15 protein-coding genes and 1 other RNA gene are annotated in these 15,871 nt (G+C 61.8%); 8 read left to right on the plus strand and 8 right to left on the minus strand.

Going from position 1 to position 15,871, the window contains the following annotated elements:
• Positions 1–88: 88 nt before the first annotated feature.
• The 3 genes from cysD to cobA all read left to right on the plus strand — a co-directional run bounded on the left by cysD (position 89) and on the right by cobA (position 3,221).
• Complete coding sequence (cysD, locus tag HWX91_RS21690; protein ID WP_028200566.1) at positions 89–1,051, plus strand: sulfate adenylyltransferase subunit CysD; 963 nt, start codon at positions 89–91, stop codon at positions 1,049–1,051.
• A gap of 24 nt (positions 1,052–1,075) precedes the next feature.
• A complete protein-coding gene (locus HWX91_RS21695) occupies positions 1,076–2,392 on the plus strand; it encodes a sulfate adenylyltransferase subunit 1 (protein ID WP_028200567.1) in 1,317 nt (438 codons plus the stop codon).
• Between the two features lie 73 nt (positions 2,393–2,465).
• On the plus strand, positions 2,466–3,221 hold the full coding sequence (gene cobA / locus HWX91_RS21700; protein WP_028200568.1) for a uroporphyrinogen-III C-methyltransferase: 756 nt from the start codon (positions 2,466–2,468) through the stop codon (positions 3,219–3,221).
• A gap of 719 nt (positions 3,222–3,940) precedes the next feature.
• Here cobA and HWX91_RS21705 read toward each other — a convergent pair.
• From HWX91_RS21705 to lptF, 3 genes are read right to left on the minus strand one after another with little or no spacing between them, the layout of a single operon-like run.
• Positions 3,941–4,321: a sirohydrochlorin chelatase gene (locus HWX91_RS21705; RefSeq protein WP_028200461.1), complete on the minus strand. Its 381-nt coding sequence runs from the start codon at positions 4,319–4,321 to the stop codon at positions 3,941–3,943.
• Between the two features lie 11 nt (positions 4,322–4,332).
• Positions 4,333–5,481, minus strand: coding sequence for an LPS export ABC transporter permease LptG (gene lptG / locus HWX91_RS21710; protein WP_028200462.1), 1,149 nt, complete (start codon positions 5,479–5,481; stop codon positions 4,333–4,335).
• Between the two features lie 3 nt (positions 5,482–5,484).
• Positions 5,485–6,582 (minus strand): LPS export ABC transporter permease LptF, encoded by a 1,098-nt coding sequence (gene lptF, locus HWX91_RS21715; RefSeq protein ID WP_028200463.1) that lies wholly within the window; start codon positions 6,580–6,582, stop codon positions 5,485–5,487.
• 137 nt (positions 6,583–6,719) lie between these two features.
• Between lptF and HWX91_RS21720 the strand changes: the two genes are divergently transcribed.
• The 3 genes from HWX91_RS21720 to HWX91_RS21730 all read left to right on the plus strand — a co-directional run bounded on the left by HWX91_RS21720 (position 6,720) and on the right by HWX91_RS21730 (position 9,438).
• The gene (locus tag HWX91_RS21720; RefSeq protein WP_028200464.1) at positions 6,720–8,246 is read left to right on the plus strand and encodes a leucyl aminopeptidase; all 1,527 of its coding nucleotides are present in this window, start codon (positions 6,720–6,722) and stop codon (positions 8,244–8,246) included.
• Between the two features lie 52 nt (positions 8,247–8,298).
• A complete protein-coding gene (locus tag HWX91_RS21725; RefSeq protein ID WP_028200465.1) occupies positions 8,299–8,715 on the plus strand; it encodes a DNA polymerase III subunit chi in 417 nt (138 codons plus the stop codon).
• Positions 8,716–8,808: 93 nt separating this feature from the next.
• Positions 8,809–9,438, plus strand: a complete 630-nt coding sequence (locus HWX91_RS21730) for a DUF2486 family protein (RefSeq protein ID WP_028200466.1) — start codon at positions 8,809–8,811, stop codon at positions 9,436–9,438.
• A gap of 97 nt (positions 9,439–9,535) precedes the next feature.
• Here HWX91_RS21730 and HWX91_RS21735 read toward each other — a convergent pair whose 3' ends face one another.
• Positions 9,536–9,877, minus strand: a complete 342-nt coding sequence (locus tag HWX91_RS21735) for a c-type cytochrome (protein ID WP_028200467.1) — start codon at positions 9,875–9,877, stop codon at positions 9,536–9,538.
• Positions 9,878–10,092: 215 nt separating this feature from the next.
• Positions 10,093–11,766, minus strand: a complete 1,674-nt coding sequence (gene ilvD, locus HWX91_RS21740; RefSeq protein WP_028200468.1) for a dihydroxy-acid dehydratase — start codon at positions 11,764–11,766, stop codon at positions 10,093–10,095.
• A gap of 219 nt (positions 11,767–11,985) precedes the next feature.
• Here ilvD and HWX91_RS21745 point away from each other — a divergent pair, with 219 nt between their 5' ends.
• Positions 11,986–12,981, plus strand: a complete 996-nt coding sequence (locus HWX91_RS21745) for a LysR family transcriptional regulator (RefSeq protein WP_028200469.1) — start codon at positions 11,986–11,988, stop codon at positions 12,979–12,981.
• A 132-nt stretch (positions 12,982–13,113) separates the two neighbouring features.
• Entirely contained in the window at positions 13,114–14,019 is a 906-nt protein-coding gene (gene lgt, locus HWX91_RS21750; RefSeq protein ID WP_028200470.1) for a prolipoprotein diacylglyceryl transferase, read from the plus strand.
• A 118-nt stretch (positions 14,020–14,137) separates the two neighbouring features.
• On the opposite strand, the gene HWX91_RS21755 is transcribed toward lgt, so the two are convergent.
• From HWX91_RS21755 to ssrS, 3 genes are all read right to left on the minus strand, one after another.
• On the minus strand, positions 14,138–14,869 hold the full coding sequence (locus HWX91_RS21755; protein WP_028200471.1) for an SIMPL domain-containing protein: 732 nt from the start codon (positions 14,867–14,869) through the stop codon (positions 14,138–14,140).
• Positions 14,870–15,075: 206 nt separating this feature from the next.
• Positions 15,076–15,534 (minus strand): EVE domain-containing protein, encoded by a 459-nt coding sequence (locus HWX91_RS21760; RefSeq protein WP_028200472.1) that lies wholly within the window; start codon positions 15,532–15,534, stop codon positions 15,076–15,078.
• Between the two features lie 95 nt (positions 15,535–15,629).
• Positions 15,630–15,811, minus strand: a non-coding RNA gene (gene ssrS / locus HWX91_RS21765) — 6S RNA.
• Between the last annotated feature and the right edge of the window lie 60 nt (positions 15,812–15,871).

Consider the following 15,871-nt stretch of genomic DNA (forward strand, 5'->3'; position numbering starts at 1 on the left):
TTTTGGCTTGAGCGCCGCACATACCGATTTGAATACTTCTGCCCGAGCCGGCAATTGCCGGCCCGGACGAATCTACGAAGGACCCAACATGAGCACCACGCTCGATTCCACTGTGAATGCACCGCTGACCAATACGGCAACCCGAATGGATCACCTCGACTGGCTTGAGGCCGAGTCGATTCATATCCTGCGCGAACTGGTCGCCGAATGCCGCAAGCCAGCGTTGCTGTTTTCGGGCGGCAAGGATTCGGTGGTGGTGCTGCACCTCGCACTGAAGGCGTTTGGCATTGGCGCGAATCGCAAGACCGTGTTGCCGTTCCCGCTCGTGCATATCGACACTGGCCACAACTACGAAGAAGTGATCGACTTCCGCGATCGCCGTGCGAAAGAGATCGGTGCTGAGCTGGTGGTGGGTCACGTCGAAGATTCGATCAAGCGCGGTACGGTGCGCCTGCGTCGCGAACTGGATTCGCGCAACGCCGCGCAAGCCGTGACGCTGCTCGAAACGATCGCTGAACATGAGTACACCGCGCTGATTGGCGGCGCGCGCCGCGACGAAGAAAAGGCCCGTGCCAAGGAACGGATCTTCTCGTTCCGCGACGAATTCGGCCAATGGGATCCGAAGGCGCAGCGCCCGGAACTGTGGAGTCTGTATAACGCGCGCCTGCACAACGGCGAACATCTGCGTGTGTTCCCGATCTCGAACTGGACCGAACTCGACGTGTGGCAATACATCGCTCGCGAACAGCTCGAACTGCCGTCGATCTATTACGCGCATCAGCGCGAGATCGTGCGCCGTAACGGCCTGCTCGTTCCGGTTACGCCGCTCACGCCGATGCGTGAGGGTGAAACCAGCGAAACCGCGCTGGTGCGTTTCCGTACGGTGGGCGATATCAGCTGCACGTGCCCGGTGGAAAGCGATGCCGACGATCTCGAGAAGATCATCGCCGAAACGGCCGTGACGGAAATCACGGAACGCGGCGCGACGCGGATGGACGATCAGGTCTCCGAAGCCGCGATGGAACAGCGTAAGAAGCAAGGTTATTTCTAAGCACACGACGAGGGTAAGACAATCATGAGCGGTATTCACCAACCAGAAGACCTCGGCGTGCTGCGTTTCATTACTGCGGGTAGCGTCGACGACGGCAAGAGCACGTTGATCGGCCGCCTGTTGTACGACAGCAAGGCGGTATTGAGCGACCAGCTCTCGGCACTGTCGCGGGCAAAGAATAAGCGTACCGTTGGCGACGAAATCGATTTGTCGCTGCTGACGGACGGCCTCGAAGCCGAACGCGAGCAGGGCATCACGATCGACGTTGCCTACCGTTACTTTGCGACGGCCAAGCGCAAGTTCATCATTGCCGACACGCCGGGCCACGAGCAGTACACGCGCAACATGGTGACGGGCGCTTCGACCGCGCATGCGGCGATCATCCTGGTCGACGCAACGCGAGTGACGTTCGTCGACGGTGTTGCGCAACTGCTGCCGCAAACCAAGCGTCATAGCGCGATCGTGAAGCTCCTCGGTCTGCAGCACGCGATTGTTGCGATCAACAAGATGGACCTCGTCGACTACAGCGAAACGCGTTTCAACGAGATTCGCGATGCGTATGTCGAGCTCGCGCGTCAACTGGGTCTGAGCGACGTGCGCTTCGTGCCGGTGTCGGCGCTGAAGGGCGACAACATCGTAACGGCTAGCGAAAGCATGCCGTGGTATGCAGGCGAGCCGTTGCTCGATCTGCTCGAAGCGTTGCCCGTCGATGTTCCGACGGGTCAGGCACTGCGCTTTCCGGTGCAATGGGTGGCGCGCCAGGACGGCAATCAGGCCGACGACTTCCGCGGCTACATGGGCCGTGTCGAAGCGGGCGAGGTAAAGGTGGGCGACACGATCGTCGTGTTGCCGGCGAACCGCGAAGCGACGGTTGCGGAGATCATTGCGCCGGTAACGGGCGGCACGGCCGCGGTGGACCGCGCGTTTGCCGGCCAGACCGTGACGATCCGTCTGGCGGAAGACGTCGACGTGTCGCGCGGCGACACCTTCGTGCTGCGCGAGGCGGCGCCGGAGCCGGCGAAGAAGCTGGAAGCCGACCTGTGCTGGTTCGACGACACGCCGCTGTCGACGCAACGCAAGTATTTGCTGAAGCAGACCACCAACACGGTGTTCGCGCGGATTGGGGCGATCAAGGAAGTGCTCGACGTGCATACGCTGTCGCAGGCGACCGATCGTAAGGACCTGACGATGAACGATATTGGCCGTGTGGCGCTGACCTTGCAAAAGCCGCTGGTGTGCGACGTGTACGATTCGCATCAGGGCACGGGCGCATTCGTGCTGATCGACGAGGCGACGCATCACACGGTCGCGGCTGGGATGATTCGGGCGTTTTCGGCCTGAGTTGCCGGCTGGGCGATTGGCACGACGTCGCGCGCTGGGTTTTGCACGAACCGGACGAAAGGGATTGAGGCAAATGGGTAAGGTGTATCTGATCGGTGCAGGGCCAGGGGCCGCGGATCTCATCACGGTGCGGGGCGCGCGGCTGCTTGGCATGGCGGACGTCGTGCTGCATGACGCGCTGGTCGAGCCGGCCATGCTCGACTATGCACCGGCTCACGCGCGGCGGATTGCGGTGGGCAAGCGCTGCGGGCAGCTTTCGACGGCGCAGCAGTTCATCAACAAGCAGATTGTGGATGCTGCGCTTGAGCACGATGTGGTGGTGCGCCTGAAGGGGGGCGATCCAATGTTGTTCGGGCGTGCCGATGAGGAGATGCGGGCGCTTGAGGCTGCGGGTATCGAGTATGAGGTGGTACCGGGGATTACCGCTGCGCTGGCTAGTGCGGCTTCCTTGAAGCGGTCTTTGACGCTTCGCGGTGTGTCTCGTAGTGTGGCGTTGGCTACGCATAGCCGGGCGGCCGATACTGAGGCGATCCGTGAGCAGGTGAATGCTGATTCGCTGGTGTTTTACATGGGACGCGATAGTGGGCCTGAGATCGCTCAGCAACTGATCGATGCTGGTCGCGATGGGGCGACGCCTGTGGCGATTGTTGAGGCTTGTAGTACGCCTCGTGAGCGGACGCTCACTCTTACGCTGTCGGGGCTCGCTTGTGGCGATGCCCAGCAGTGGCTTGATGCTTCGCAACCGAGTCTTTTGATGATTGGGGAGGCTTTTGCCGCCCGGCAAGTGGGGGTGGGGCGCTTTGCGGGTGGGGTTTTGGTGGCTGCTTGATGTTTTGGTTTTTGCCTGTTCGGCGGGTTTTGTTGTTGATCTGGTTTTTTGGCCTTTCCTTGAATTGTTAGTGGTTTATTAGCGTTGCCCCTGTGCGGGGCGGCACCTACTTTTCTTTGCATGCCGCAAAGAAAAGTAGGCAAAAGAAAGCGGCTCAAACCGCTAATTTTTAAGCGGGTCCCCCGCACAGTAGCGGTAGTGGTGCATCTGGAATCTGTCGCCTCGCACATTCGGCCTTAGTGACAAGGCAGTCATACCTCCGGCGGCGCTGCGCGCGCCGACGCCCACTTCAGAACACCAGCCGCTGCGTTTCGCGCCGCGCCGTGGAGTGATGCACCTCCAGAATGCCGTTTTGCTCCCGCATTGCTGCCTCGTCGAGGCGAAGCCGATGGCCCCCGCTGCGCGAAGCGAAGCCGCTGGTTTCCCTGGCAGACCCGTCCGCGACGCACGCAGTGCGGAGTGGGAGCTGATGAGCGCCTTGTCGCTAACGCGGAGTGCGCGGGAACACGGATTCCAGATGCACCACTACCGCGGCTGTGCGGGGGACCCGCTTAAGAATTAGCGGTTTGAGCCGCTTTCTTTTGCCTACTTTTCTTTGCGGCCGGCAAAGAAAAGTAGGTGCCGCCCCGCACAGGGGCAACGCTAATAGACCACGAACAAAGCAAGGAAAGGCCAAAAAGCCAGCTCAACAACAACCCCGCCGAACAGGCAAAAAAAACTCACCCCTGCCGGAGGCAATACTCAGCCACAGCCTCCAACACAGCCTCATCCTCCCCAACCGCGCCAGCGCACTGAATCCTGACAGAAGGATACATCCCACGACACCGCTCGATCACTTCCGGCAAATCCCTGCGAACATGCCCGCCCTGGCCAAAAAACACCGGCACTACAGTCACAACAGAACACCCGTCGGCGACAAGAGACCCCACCGCAGTCGGCAAATCCGGCTCCATCAACTCAAGAAAAGCCAGCAAAACCGGCCCAGCTTCAGCATCAGAACCGCGCGCAGCACGAACCTTCCCAGCAAGCCTCTCGAACGGCTCGCGCCAACGTACATCCCTCGCGCCATGCGCGAACAACACCATCCCATGCGTAGCCATAAACCAGGCTCCTAATGGCGATCAACCCACTTCAATCCGACCAGACCCAGCACCAGATAAACAAGCCCAGGCGTAGCCGCAGTCAAAGGCGCAGGCCACGTATTCAACGTGCCGATGTGCGAGAACAGCGTGTTGAACAACTGGAAACTCATCCCCAGCATAATCCCGCCGAAAACCTTCACACCGACCACGCCGGCGCGCGTATGCAGATACGCAAACGGCAACGACAGCACCAGCATCACGAACACCGCAAACGGATACAACAGCTTGCGCCACAGCGCAATTTCATATCGCTGCGTGTCCTGATGATTCTCGGTCAAATGCTGGATGTAGCGGAACAGGTTGAACATCGACATCCGGTCCGGCGACACAAGCAACACCGACAGAATCTGCGGTGTCAACTCTGAACGCAGTGAATACTCGGGCAAGGTCGTCTGCTTCGCGCGATACACCGGATTCAACGCATCGGCCGGCGTGCCAGGAGGAGGCGGCACGTCGATCAGTTGCGTGTCCGTCACGTCAGTCAGTTGCCAATGACCCGGCGGCTGGTAGGTGCCGCTCTTCGCCGTCCGCACATTGGACAAACTGAACTGCGAATCGAATTCGTAAATCCGCACATTGCTGATCGTCGCGTCCGGCTTCAATTCGCCAACATTCACGAAGCGCGTCACCTGCTCGCCATCCGCGCGCGCGGTGAGCGTGTCTTTCACCCACACGCCCGACTCGAAGTTGCTCGATACCGACGACCCCAACGCCTCAAGCCGCACGCGTTCCGACAACTGATCCGTGTACGGACCGACTACTTCGCCGATCAGGTAGGTCAGGAATACCAGCGGAATGCCGATTTTCATGAGCGAGCGCAGCGCCTGATTGGTGGCGAGGCCGGACACGCGGAAAATCGTGTACTCGGAGTTCGCCGCCATCTGCGCGAACACATAGATCGCGCTGATCAGCGCGGCAACCGGAATGATTTCGTAGAAACGCGACGGCGTTTGCAGCGCGACGCGCAGCACCGCGTACTGGAGCTTGTAATTGCCGTGGCCGACGGAGTTCAACTCGTTGATCAGGTCGAAGAAGAAAAACAGACCCGAGAACGCGAACAGAATAAAGATGAACGTGAGGTAGACCTGACGCGCGAAGTACTTTTCATAAATGCGCATCGGTCATGCCCCCTGCGAACGGCGGAACATCGCCAGCGTGAATAGCGGCCGGTTGCGCACACGCAGCCAGAAGATGAACACGACAATCGCCGCCACGATGATGTGCAGCGCCACCAGCCCCACCGCGAACGACATCCTGCCTTGTTCGATCCACGCCTGGACCACGTTCAGCAGATTCGAATACGTCAAATAGATCAGGACCGCCATCACCAGGTTGATGGTGCGGCTGCGCCGCGGGTTCTGATGCGCGAGCGGAATCGCCAGCAGCATCAGGTTGATTGCGATCAGCGGCAGGCCCGCGCGCCAGGCGAACTCGGCGAGGTTTTCGTTGGTCGGGTTGCGCAGCAGTGTGAGCGTGGGCAAACCGGTCGTGGTCGGCGTATTGATGACCGGCTGGCTCTGGATCTTCACGCCATAGCGCTCGAACTCCATGATGCGGAAATCGGGGTGGCCCGGCTCGCCGTCATAGCGGCGGCCATTTTCCAGTACGACGAAGCGGTCGCCGTTCTTGTGCGTTTCGGTGTGGCCGGTTTTCGACACGACCACGTTGACCTTGCCGTTTTCCGTGCTGGTCACGAATACGTTCTCGACGCGTGCCTGGTCGGGCGACATCTTTTCGATGAAAAACACCCGGTGGCTGGCAGCCGATTCGCGAAACTGGCCCGGCGCCAGCAGCGAGACTTCGTCACGCTGCTGGAAGCGCGCGCGCAGCAGCTTGCTCTGCTGGTTCGACCACGGCCAGCCGACGAACACGAAGAACATGATCAGAATGATGATCGGCGTGGCGAAAATGCCGATCGGCTTGATGAAACGGGTCAGGCTGACACCCGAGGCAAGCCAGACCACCATCTCGGAGTCTTTGTACCAGCGGGTCAGGACGAACAGGATCGACACGAACAGGGTCGCGACGAGCATGATGGCCAGGTAGCCGATCACGGTCAGGCCGATCAGGACCAGCACGTCGCGCGGATCGATCTCGCCCGAGGCCGCGAGGCCGACGATGCGGATCATCATCGTCGTCAGCACGAGCGTGAGGAGAACCATGAACACGGCACCAGCCGTATACGCGAGTTCGCGCTGGAGGGAGCGTTCGAAGATCATTATTGATGATGGGAGGGGGCGCTCTCAGTGACGCACGGGTTAGTTCCCGTCACGCCTCCGGTGCAGCCGCCGCGGGAAAAATAGCGGATAATTGCGGCTTTCATCCTAAGCCCAGATTTTATCCGAGGACAAGCGCGATGGACTTTAGCATAAAAGCCTGTGATTGGACCAAAGGCTCGTCAAACGGTTTCCTGACCGGGAAATCGGATTGCATCGTAATCGGCGTGTTCGAGTCGCAAACGCTCTCGGGCGCTGCGCTGGAGATCGATGCGGCCACCAAGGGCCTCCTGACCCGCATCATCAAAGCCGGCGACATGGACGGCAAAGCCGGCACCACGTTGTTCCTGCACGAAGTCTCGGGCATCGGCGCTTCGCGCGTGCTGCTCGTCGGCCTCGGCAAGCAGGATGCTTTCAGTCAGAAAGCCTACGGCGAAGCCGTGCGGGCCGCCTGGCGCGCACTGCTGGGCACCAAGATCGTCCAGGTCACCTTCACGCTCGCCCAATTGCCGATCCTCGAGCGCTCGGCCGATTGGGGCGTGCGCGCCGCGATCCTCGCACTGCGTGAGCTGACCTACAGGTTCACGCAGATGAAGAGCAAGCCGGACAACGCCCCGCGTGCTTTGAAGCGCATCGTGTTCAGCGTCAATACCGGCGACGAAAAGGCCGCCAAGCTCGCGGCCAAGCAGGGCGCCGCGCTCGCCAACGGCATGGACCTGACGCGCGACCTCGGCAATCTGCCGAGCAACGTCTGCACGCCGACCTACCTCGCCAACACGGCGAAAAAACTCGCCAAAGACTGGAAGCTGAAAGTCGAAGTGCTCGGCGAGAAGCAGTGCGAAGCGCTCAAGATGGGCTCGTTCCTGTCGGTTACGGCCGGCTCGGTCGAACCCGCCCAGTTCATCGTGCTGCAGTATCACGGCGGCGCCGCGAAAGCCGCGCCGGTCGTGCTGGTCGGCAAGGGCGTCACGTTCGACACCGGCGGCATTTCGCTCAAACCGGGCGAAGGCATGGACGAGATGAAGTACGACATGTGCGGCGCCGGTTCGGTGCTGGGCACGTTGCGCGCCGTCGCCGAAATGGGTCTGAAAATCAACGTGGTCGGCATTATCCCGGCGGTCGAGAACATGCCGTCGGCTACTGCCACCAAGCCGGGCGACATCGTCACGAGCATGAAGGGCCTGACGATCGAAGTGCTGAACACGGACGCCGAAGGCCGGCTGATCCTGTGCGACGCGCTGACCTACGCCGAACGCTTCAAGCCGGCTGCGGTGATCGACATCGCCACGCTCACGGGTGCCTGCATCATCGCGCTGGGTCACCACAACAGCGGCCTCTTCTCGAAAGACGACGCGCTGGCGGGCGAACTGCTCGACGCATCGCGTGAAGCGTCCGACCCGGCCTGGCGCATGCCGCTCGACGACGAGTATCAGGATCAGCTCAAGTCGAACTTCGCGGACCTCGCGAACATCGGCGGCCGTCCGGCGGGCAGCGTCACGGCTGCTTGCTTCCTGTCGCGTTTCACTGACGCGTACCCGTGGGCGCACCTGGACATCGCCGGCACCGCATGGAAGAGCGGTGCGGCGAAGGGGGCGACCGGCCGTCCGGTGCCGTTGCTCGCGCAGTTCCTGATCGATCGGGCCGCCGACGGTCGCGGCGCACAATGACGCATTGCAGTAAAGTTGCGGGCGTCGTGGCAGACGCGAGGCGGGGCCGCCGATGACGAGAATCGATTTTCACTCGAACGTCGGCGATTCGCTGCTGTATGCGTGCCGCCTGATCCGCAAGGCGTATCAGGCGGGCCAGCCGACCATCGTGCTGGCTGAGCCGGAGCGCCTGCGGGCCTTCGACGAGCAGTTGTGGACCTTCTCGCCTCTCGATTTCGTGCCGCACTGCATGGCGGGCACGCCGCTCGCCGCGCAAACACCCATCGTGCTGACATCGAACCTCGACAATGTGCCGCACCATCAGGTGCTGCTCAATCTCGGCGCTACGGTGCCGGCGCAATTCGCGCGCTTTGAAAGATTGCTGGAAGTGGTCGGTAACGCACACAACGAACTCGCAGCGGGCCGCGAACGCTATCGTTTCTATCGCGATCGCGGCTATGCTTTGAACAACTACAAGCAAGGCAGCTAGGCTTCGTTCCGCACGCGTCGCATGGTGTTCTGTCGTGTGGATTCGACGCGTGCGCGGCATGCTGCAGCTTGGACTCAAACACGGAGAGTGCGCGTGTCCGATCCTAACGACGATAGTTCCATCCCGGTTCTGCACGAGATTCTCGTGCAGGGCAGGCCTGCCGAGGCGCGGCATGCGCCCGGCGGCGCAGCGGCCCCGGCGACGCAGCCTGTGCCCGATCCTGCTGCCACGCGGGAACCGACGCACGCGCCCGAGCCGGCGCTTGCGCGCGAGCACGGGTATTCAGCAGAACACGCTCATCCGAGAAAACGCTTAAGGGCGCATCACGCTCACGCCGCCGTTCGCCAGCACGCACACGACGATGAGCATGAGTCCGTCGCTGCGCCGTCAGCGGGCGTATTCGACCGGGCCGAGCCGCATGCACCGATCGAGGCGGGCGCAATCGTGCCGCCGGATATTGCTCACGAGGCACGCGCACCGTCGCAGCCGAATCTCGATGCGGATGTCATCGCCGAACGTCTGCGCGGACGGTTCACGAGTTTTCTGGCGGGCGAGGGGCGCAGCATTGTTGAAGCACGCTGCCGCGACGCTTTGCAGGATCACACCACGTGGCTGGTCAACCAGATCACGCGCGAAGTGGCATTGGCTTTGGAAACTGAAATGACCGGCTGGGTCAAGGAAGCGGTCGATCAGGAACTGGCGCGGCGCTCGGGCAGCGCCTGAGTATGGCAGAGGGCGGGGCGCTCCTTTTTCGGGGCGCGCTCGCTGCGCTCACCGGGCCGCGATCATTGGCGCTCTCAGGCCGTCAATCAAGCGTCATTCATTTGAGCGTCATCACCCAACTCGCCAGCATAGCCGCCTGATCGGGCGTGAGCTGCGTGTTCGCGGGCATGGGCACCTGGCCCCACACTCCCGTGCTGCCATCCAGAATCTTCCGCTTCAGATACGTGGCGGCATCTTCGCGGCCGGCATACTTCGCGGCGACGTCATGCAGCGCCGGTCCCATGACCGGACGCGACACCGCGTGGCAACTCATGCAATTCTGCTGCTGGGCAAGCGCGAGACCGGCGGAGGCCTCAGCATGCGCCGCCGGAATGCCGGCGCTTGACATAGCGCCTAGCACGCCGGCTGCTGCAAGCGCCGCAAACGACATTGATTTCATTCTGGTCTCCGTCGGTGCAGGTGCCCGACTCGTGGTGCAGGCATTATAAAAGGAAAGGGGCGCACGGTTTTCCGTGCGCCCCTTTGCGCTTTGTCGTAACTTGTTTTGAGCTTGGGTCGCTTCGGCAGAGGCGGCAACTCAAGCGCCGCAGGCTGCGGCTAGGGCTCCCGATTCGCCCGGTTATCCGATGCGAATCCACACGTGCCGATGCGCGCTCAGCCCGTCACCGCCCCCTTGTTGGCCGGCAGCGCCAGGGCCGAGTACTTCGCCATCACGCCACGCGTGTAACGCGGCTTCGGCTGCTGCCAGGCAGCACGCCGGCGCTCCAGTTCGGCATCGTCGATGTTCAGTTGCAGCAGCAGCTTGTGCGCGTCGATCGTGATCGAGTCGCCTTCCTGCACGAACGCGATCGTGCCGCCCACGAAGGCTTCCGGCGCAACGTGACCGACCACCATGCCCCACGTGCCGCCCGAGAAGCGGCCGTCGGTAATCAGCCCGACGCTTTCGCCGAGCCCCTTGCCGATGATCGCCGAGGTCGGCGCGAGCATCTCCGGCATGCCGGGGCCTCCCTTCGGCCCGAGGTAGCGCAGCACGACCACATCGCCGGCGACGATCTTGTCGGCCAGAATGGCTTCCAGTGCGCTTTGCTCGTCGTCGAAGACGCGGGCCGGCCCGGTAATGACCGGATTCTTCAGGCCGGTGATTTTGGCGACCGCGCCGTCAACGGCCAGGTTGCCCTTGAGTATGGCGAGGTGGCCTTCCTTGTAAAGCGCCTGCTCGATCGGGAAAATCACCTGCTGGTCGGCGCGTGGCTTGCCCGGCACGTCCTTCAGTTCTTCGGCGATCGTCTTGCCGGTGATCGTGATGCAGTCGCCGTGCAGGAGGCCTGCGTCGAGCAGGATCTTCATCACTTGCGGAATGCCGCCCGCCTTATGCAGATCGGTCGCGACGAACTGGCCCGACGGCTTCAGGTTGCAGATCACCGGCACTTTCTTGCGCATGCGCTCGAAGTCTTCAATGGTCCATTCCACTTCCGCCGCATGCGCGATGGCGAGGAAGTGCAGTACCGCGTTGGTCGAGCCGCCTGTGGCCATCAGCACGGCCACGGCGTTTTCGATCGACTTCTTCGTGACGATGTCGCGCGGCTTCAGGTCCTTCCTGACCGCTTCGACCAGCACGCGCGCCGATTCGGCTGCCGAGTCGACCTTTTCCTGGTCGGGGTTGGCCATCGTCGACGAATACAGCAGCGACATGCCCAGCGCCTCGAACGACGAGCTCATCGTGTTGGCGGTGTACATGCCGCCGCACGAACCCGTGGACGGGCACGCGTTCTTCTCGATCCCCTCGAAATCTTCCTGCGACATGCGGCCGGCGGTGAATTCGCCTACCGCCTCGAACGACGACACGATGGTCAGGTCGGTGCCCTTCCAGTTGCCTGGACGGATCGTGCCGCCATACACGTAGATGCTCGGCACGTTGGTGCGCAACATGCCGATCATGCCGCCCGGCATGTTCTTGTCGCAGCCGCCGATCACGACCACGCCGTCCATCCACTGGCCCTGCACGCATGTCTCGATGCAGTCGGCAATCACTTCGCGCGATACCAGCGAGTACTTCATGCCTTCGGTGCCCATCGACATGCCGTCCGAGATCGTCGGCGTGCCGAAGATCTGCGGATTCGCGTCGGCGCCCTTGACCGCGGCAACCGCCGCGTCGGCGAGGCGCTGCAGACCGGCGTTGCACGGTGTGATGGTCGAGTGGCCGTTGGCGATGCCGATCATCGGCTTGTCGAAGTCGTCCTTCTGATAGCCGAGTGCGTAGTACATCGAGCGGTTCGGGGAGCGCGCCACGCCTTGCGTGATGTTCTTCGAACGACGGTTGTATGCCATGGGGAACTCCAGTCTGTTTTGTTTTGAGCTGTGCTGCGTGTTCGGGGCTCGGGCGCTGCCGCATAAGTGCTGAGCCTACGCTGCCAAGGTGCTGCCGCCGGGTTTGCGGCCGGCGCGTCAGTTCAGTTTAGTGCGGACGCGTCGCGCAAGGATGCTGTTTTGCAAGGCGCGTGTCCAGTATATTATTCGGGCTCCATTAGGTCGTAAAATGTATTAATTATGCTGCCCGCGATACCTGACCTGCGCCAGTTGCGCTATTTCGTGACCGTCGCCGAAGAAAAACACTTTGGGCGAGCGGCCGTACGTCTTTCCATGACGCAGCCGCCGCTGTCGCAGGCGATTCGCGCGCTGGAGGAGACGCTGGGTGTCGAGTTGTTCGCGCGCACCAAGCGTTCGGTCGAACTCACGCCGGTGGGCGCCGACCTGTTGCCTGAAGTTCAGCGCCTGCTGGCCGGCGCCGAGGGGCTGCGGCCGCTGGCGCAGAGCCTTGCGCGAGGCGAGGCGGGGGTGCTGTCGCTGGCCTTCGTCTCCACGGCCGACTATGGCCTGCTGCCGTTGCTGCTGCGCGATTTCGGCGCCCGCCATCCGAGGGTGCGCCTCGAATTGACCGAAGCCACCAGCGACGTGCAAGTCGACGAACTGGTGGCCGGGCGCATCGACGCGGGCCTTGTGATCGCGCCGCTGCCGTCGCGTCATGCTACCCAACTCTCGTGGCTGTCGATCGCCCGCGAACCGCTGGTGATCGCGATGTCGACGGAAACGGCGGCGCGCGTGAGCGCTGCCGCGGAGTCCGACACCCACCCGCATGCCGACCCGTGCGCCGAATGGCTGGACACGCCGATCAGCCTGCGCGATGTCGCCGACGAGCCGCTCGTGATCTTCCCAAGACGTTTGGCGCCAGGCTTTTATGACATCATTATGGATTGCTACGGCGTGGCGGGTCTTGCACCGCGGGTTGGCCAGGAGGCGATCCAGATGCAGACGATCGTGAGTCTCGTGTCGGCCGGCATGGGCGTCGCACTGGTGCCGCAATCCTTGCGTAACCTGCGCCGCACGGGTGTCGTGTACCGGCCGCTCGCGGAATCGGTGCCGGCGATCGAGACGGGGCTGGTCTGGCGCACGGCGGAGGTGAGTCCGGTATTGGCGGGCTTCATCGAGATCGTGCGAGCCCATGCGGCCACCGTCGAGGCGCAGTTCGCGGCACCCCGTGCCTAGACTCGACGCTGCCGCGAACGCATTGCAAACCGAACCGTCCAACGCATGCGCCGCACGGCGTGCAAACGCTTGCAGCCACTTGAAAACCGATTAGAAATCCGCTTCTGAACCCGAACTGCCCATAACAACACGATGCTTATTCACCCGAATTTCGACCCCGTTGCCATTCATCTGGGGCCGCTCGCTGTGCGCTGGTATGGACTGATGTACCTCGTTGCGTTTGTCGCGGCGATTGTCGTTGGCCGGTTGCGGCTGCGCTTGCCGTACGTCGCCGCGCAAGGCTGGACCGCCAAGGATATCGACGACATGCTGTTTTACGGCGTGCTCGGGACGATTTTCGGCGGCCGGCTAGGCTACGTGCTGTTCTATAAGGCGAGCTTTTATTTCGCGCATCCGCTCGACATCTTCAAGGTGTGGGAAGGCGGCATGTCGTTTCACGGCGGCTTTCTCGGCGTGACGCTGGCCATGGTGCTGTTCGCGTACCAACGCAAGCGGTCGTGGCTGCAGGTCACCGATTTCGTCGCGCCGATGGTGCCCACCGGACTCGCGGCAGGGCGTCTCGGCAACTTTATCAACGGCGAGCTGTGGGGCCGTGTGACCGATCCGTCGGCGCCGTGGGCGATGCTGTTTCCGGGCGCCGCACCGGACGACGCCACGTGGCTCGCCACGCATCCGCAACTGGCCGCGCAATGGCATCTGAACGAAGTGTTCGCGCAATATCACATGCTGCCGCGCCATCCGTCGGAACTGTATGAGATCGCGCTCGAAGGCGTGGTGCTGTTTTTCGTAATGATCTTCTTCTCGCGCAAACCGAAGCCGATGGGCGCGATTTCCGCGGTCTTCCTGATCGGCTACGGTCTCGCGCGCTTCACGGTAGAGTTCGCGCGTGAGCCGGATGACTTCCTTGGCTTGCTTGCCATGGGCCTTTCGATGGGCCAATGGCTCTCGCTGCCGATGATCCTCGTGGGCATTGGCATGCTGGTGTGGTCCTATCGCCGAGCACGGCGTCAATCCGTGCCGGCGGTCGGTGCGAATTGAATTCGATGAACTGATCGCTACGTTTTATCGTAGTGGTGGTCAATGAAAAAAAAGCCACGGCACGCCGTGGCTTTTTGCTTTACTGCCTTACGTTGCGGTACGTCAGGCGTCAATCGCGTTACTTCATCTGCACCGAGCCCGACACATTGACCGTGACGGTCGACGTGCCGCCTTCGATCGGTACCGGCGCGGATGCTTTCGCATCGGCGCCCATGGCGCGTGCGCTCATCATCATCATGGGACGCGGCATAACGCCGTTATGCCCGACGTTGACTTCACGAATCGAATAGCCGCTGTAGCCGAATGCCTGTGCCGACGAAGCGGCTTGCTCGCGGAACGACTTGATGGCTTCACCGGTGAGTTTCTGCTCGGCGGCGCGTTGGGCTTCAGGCGACAGCGAGAACTGCACGTTGCCCACTTGCATGATCGACGCCATCTGCCCCGCGAGCTTCGACGCCGAAGCGAAATCGTGCGACTCGAGTACGACTTCGGTACGGCCGCGCCATGCGGAAATACGACCGTCGCGATCGGTGGACGGATAGATCGAGAAGGAACCGGTACGCGCGGTGACGCCGCTCACGCCTTTGGCCTTCTGCAGCGCTGCGTCGGCACGCTGATTCAGCGTGGCGGTGAGCGCGGACGGGTCGTTCGCTTCCTGCTCGTAGAACAACGTGATATCGACGACGTCTTGCGGTACTTCCGCGCTTGCCTGTGCATTCAGCGACAGCACACCTGCGGGCTGATACTGCGTCACACTCTGCGCGCGGGCGATGGCCGGCGTCAGCGCAAGCGCGACAGGGGCGGCGCAAACAAGAGCGAGAGCGAGTGCACGTGCGGTGTTTTTCGTCATTTTTGGACTCCTTGCTTGAACAGGTTGTGCACGAATTGAGCGAACGCTGTACGTTGGCACAACGTTTGCGAGTCCGTTAGGCGCCTGTAACCTGAGCTTGGTTCCCTAATTTGACGTTTGCTCACACTTGCTTTCGAGCGTGCGTGGATACGCACAGGATTTGCGCAGGGCTCGAGCGACCACGGACGCGAGCCGAATATGCAACGTCAAACAAGATGCTTGGTGATGAAGCGCCATTCGGCCTCGGTCACCGGCGTGATCGACAGGCGGTTACCTTTGGCGAGCACACGCATGTCCTTCAATTCCTCGTGTTCGCGCAGCACGGCAAGCGGAATCAGTGGAATTTTCTTCTTGAACACCACATCGACGAGCAGCCAGCGCGGTGTTTCCTGCGACGACTTCGGGTCGTAGTAGGGGCTCTTCTTGTCGAACTGAGTTGGGTCCGGATACGCGGTGGACGATACCTCCGCGATCCCGGCGATGCCCGGCTCGGGGCAGCTCGAGTGATAGAACAGCACACCGTCGCCGACCTGCATCATGTCGCGCATGAAGTTGCGCGCCTGATAGTTGCGCACGCCGGTCCACGGCAACGTGCGCTGCGGGGCCTCTGCGAGATGGTCGATGCTTGCTTCGTCCGGTTCGGACTTCATTAGCCAGTAGCGCATGAATCGAAGTGAGCGTTAAAGGTTTGAGAATACAGAAGAAAAAGCGAGACCCAAAGAAAAACGGCACCGGACCGAAGTCCGATGCCGTCTTGAATAAGGTCCCCGCCTTAGCCGCTAGGCCGGCATCCTGAACCGGGGGTTCAGAATTGGTCGCAGTTAGCAGCACTTCGGGTACATCAGACAGAGTGACGCGCACACCCGTGCTACAAATTTCCACAACCGTGCACATGGCATTGGTTCAAGGAATATATGACCTTGGCGAACCAGGCAGGGAAGTCAAACCGATTGAACTCAATCACTTGCGTGAGACTTGGCTCATGCATTGTGCTTGAATCCG

It is taken from the genome of Paraburkholderia fungorum (assembly GCF_902833645.1).
GTDB classification, from domain to species: Bacteria; Pseudomonadota; Gammaproteobacteria; order Burkholderiales; family Burkholderiaceae; genus Paraburkholderia; species Paraburkholderia fungorum.

Coding starts and splice junctions, on each gene's coding strand:
- cysD (WP_028200566.1), top strand. CDS start 89: ATGAGCACCACGCTCGATTCCACTGTGAATGCACCGCTGACCAATACG.
- HWX91_RS21695 (WP_028200567.1), top strand. CDS start 1,076: ATGAGCGGTATTCACCAACCAGAAGACCTCGGCGTGCTGCGTTTCATT.
- cobA (WP_028200568.1), top strand. CDS start 2,466: ATGGGTAAGGTGTATCTGATCGGTGCAGGGCCAGGGGCCGCGGATCTC.
- HWX91_RS21705 (WP_028200461.1), bottom strand. CDS start 4,321: ATGGCTACGCATGGGATGGTGTTGTTCGCGCATGGCGCGAGGGATGTA.
- lptG (WP_028200462.1), bottom strand. CDS start 5,481: ATGCGCATTTATGAAAAGTACTTCGCGCGTCAGGTCTACCTCACGTTC.
- lptF (WP_028200463.1), bottom strand. CDS start 6,582: ATGATCTTCGAACGCTCCCTCCAGCGCGAACTCGCGTATACGGCTGGT.
- HWX91_RS21720 (WP_028200464.1), top strand. CDS start 6,720: ATGGACTTTAGCATAAAAGCCTGTGATTGGACCAAAGGCTCGTCAAAC.
- HWX91_RS21725 (WP_028200465.1), top strand. CDS start 8,299: ATGACGAGAATCGATTTTCACTCGAACGTCGGCGATTCGCTGCTGTAT.
- HWX91_RS21735 (WP_028200467.1), bottom strand. CDS start 9,877: ATGAAATCAATGTCGTTTGCGGCGCTTGCAGCAGCCGGCGTGCTAGGC.
- ilvD (WP_028200468.1), bottom strand. CDS start 11,766: ATGGCATACAACCGTCGTTCGAAGAACATCACGCAAGGCGTGGCGCGC.
- HWX91_RS21745 (WP_028200469.1), top strand. CDS start 11,986: ATGCTGCCCGCGATACCTGACCTGCGCCAGTTGCGCTATTTCGTGACC.
- lgt (WP_028200470.1), top strand. CDS start 13,114: ATGCTTATTCACCCGAATTTCGACCCCGTTGCCATTCATCTGGGGCCG.
- HWX91_RS21755 (WP_028200471.1), bottom strand. CDS start 14,869: ATGACGAAAAACACCGCACGTGCACTCGCTCTCGCTCTTGTTTGCGCC.
- HWX91_RS21760 (WP_028200472.1), bottom strand. CDS start 15,534: ATGCGCTACTGGCTAATGAAGTCCGAACCGGACGAAGCAAGCATCGAC.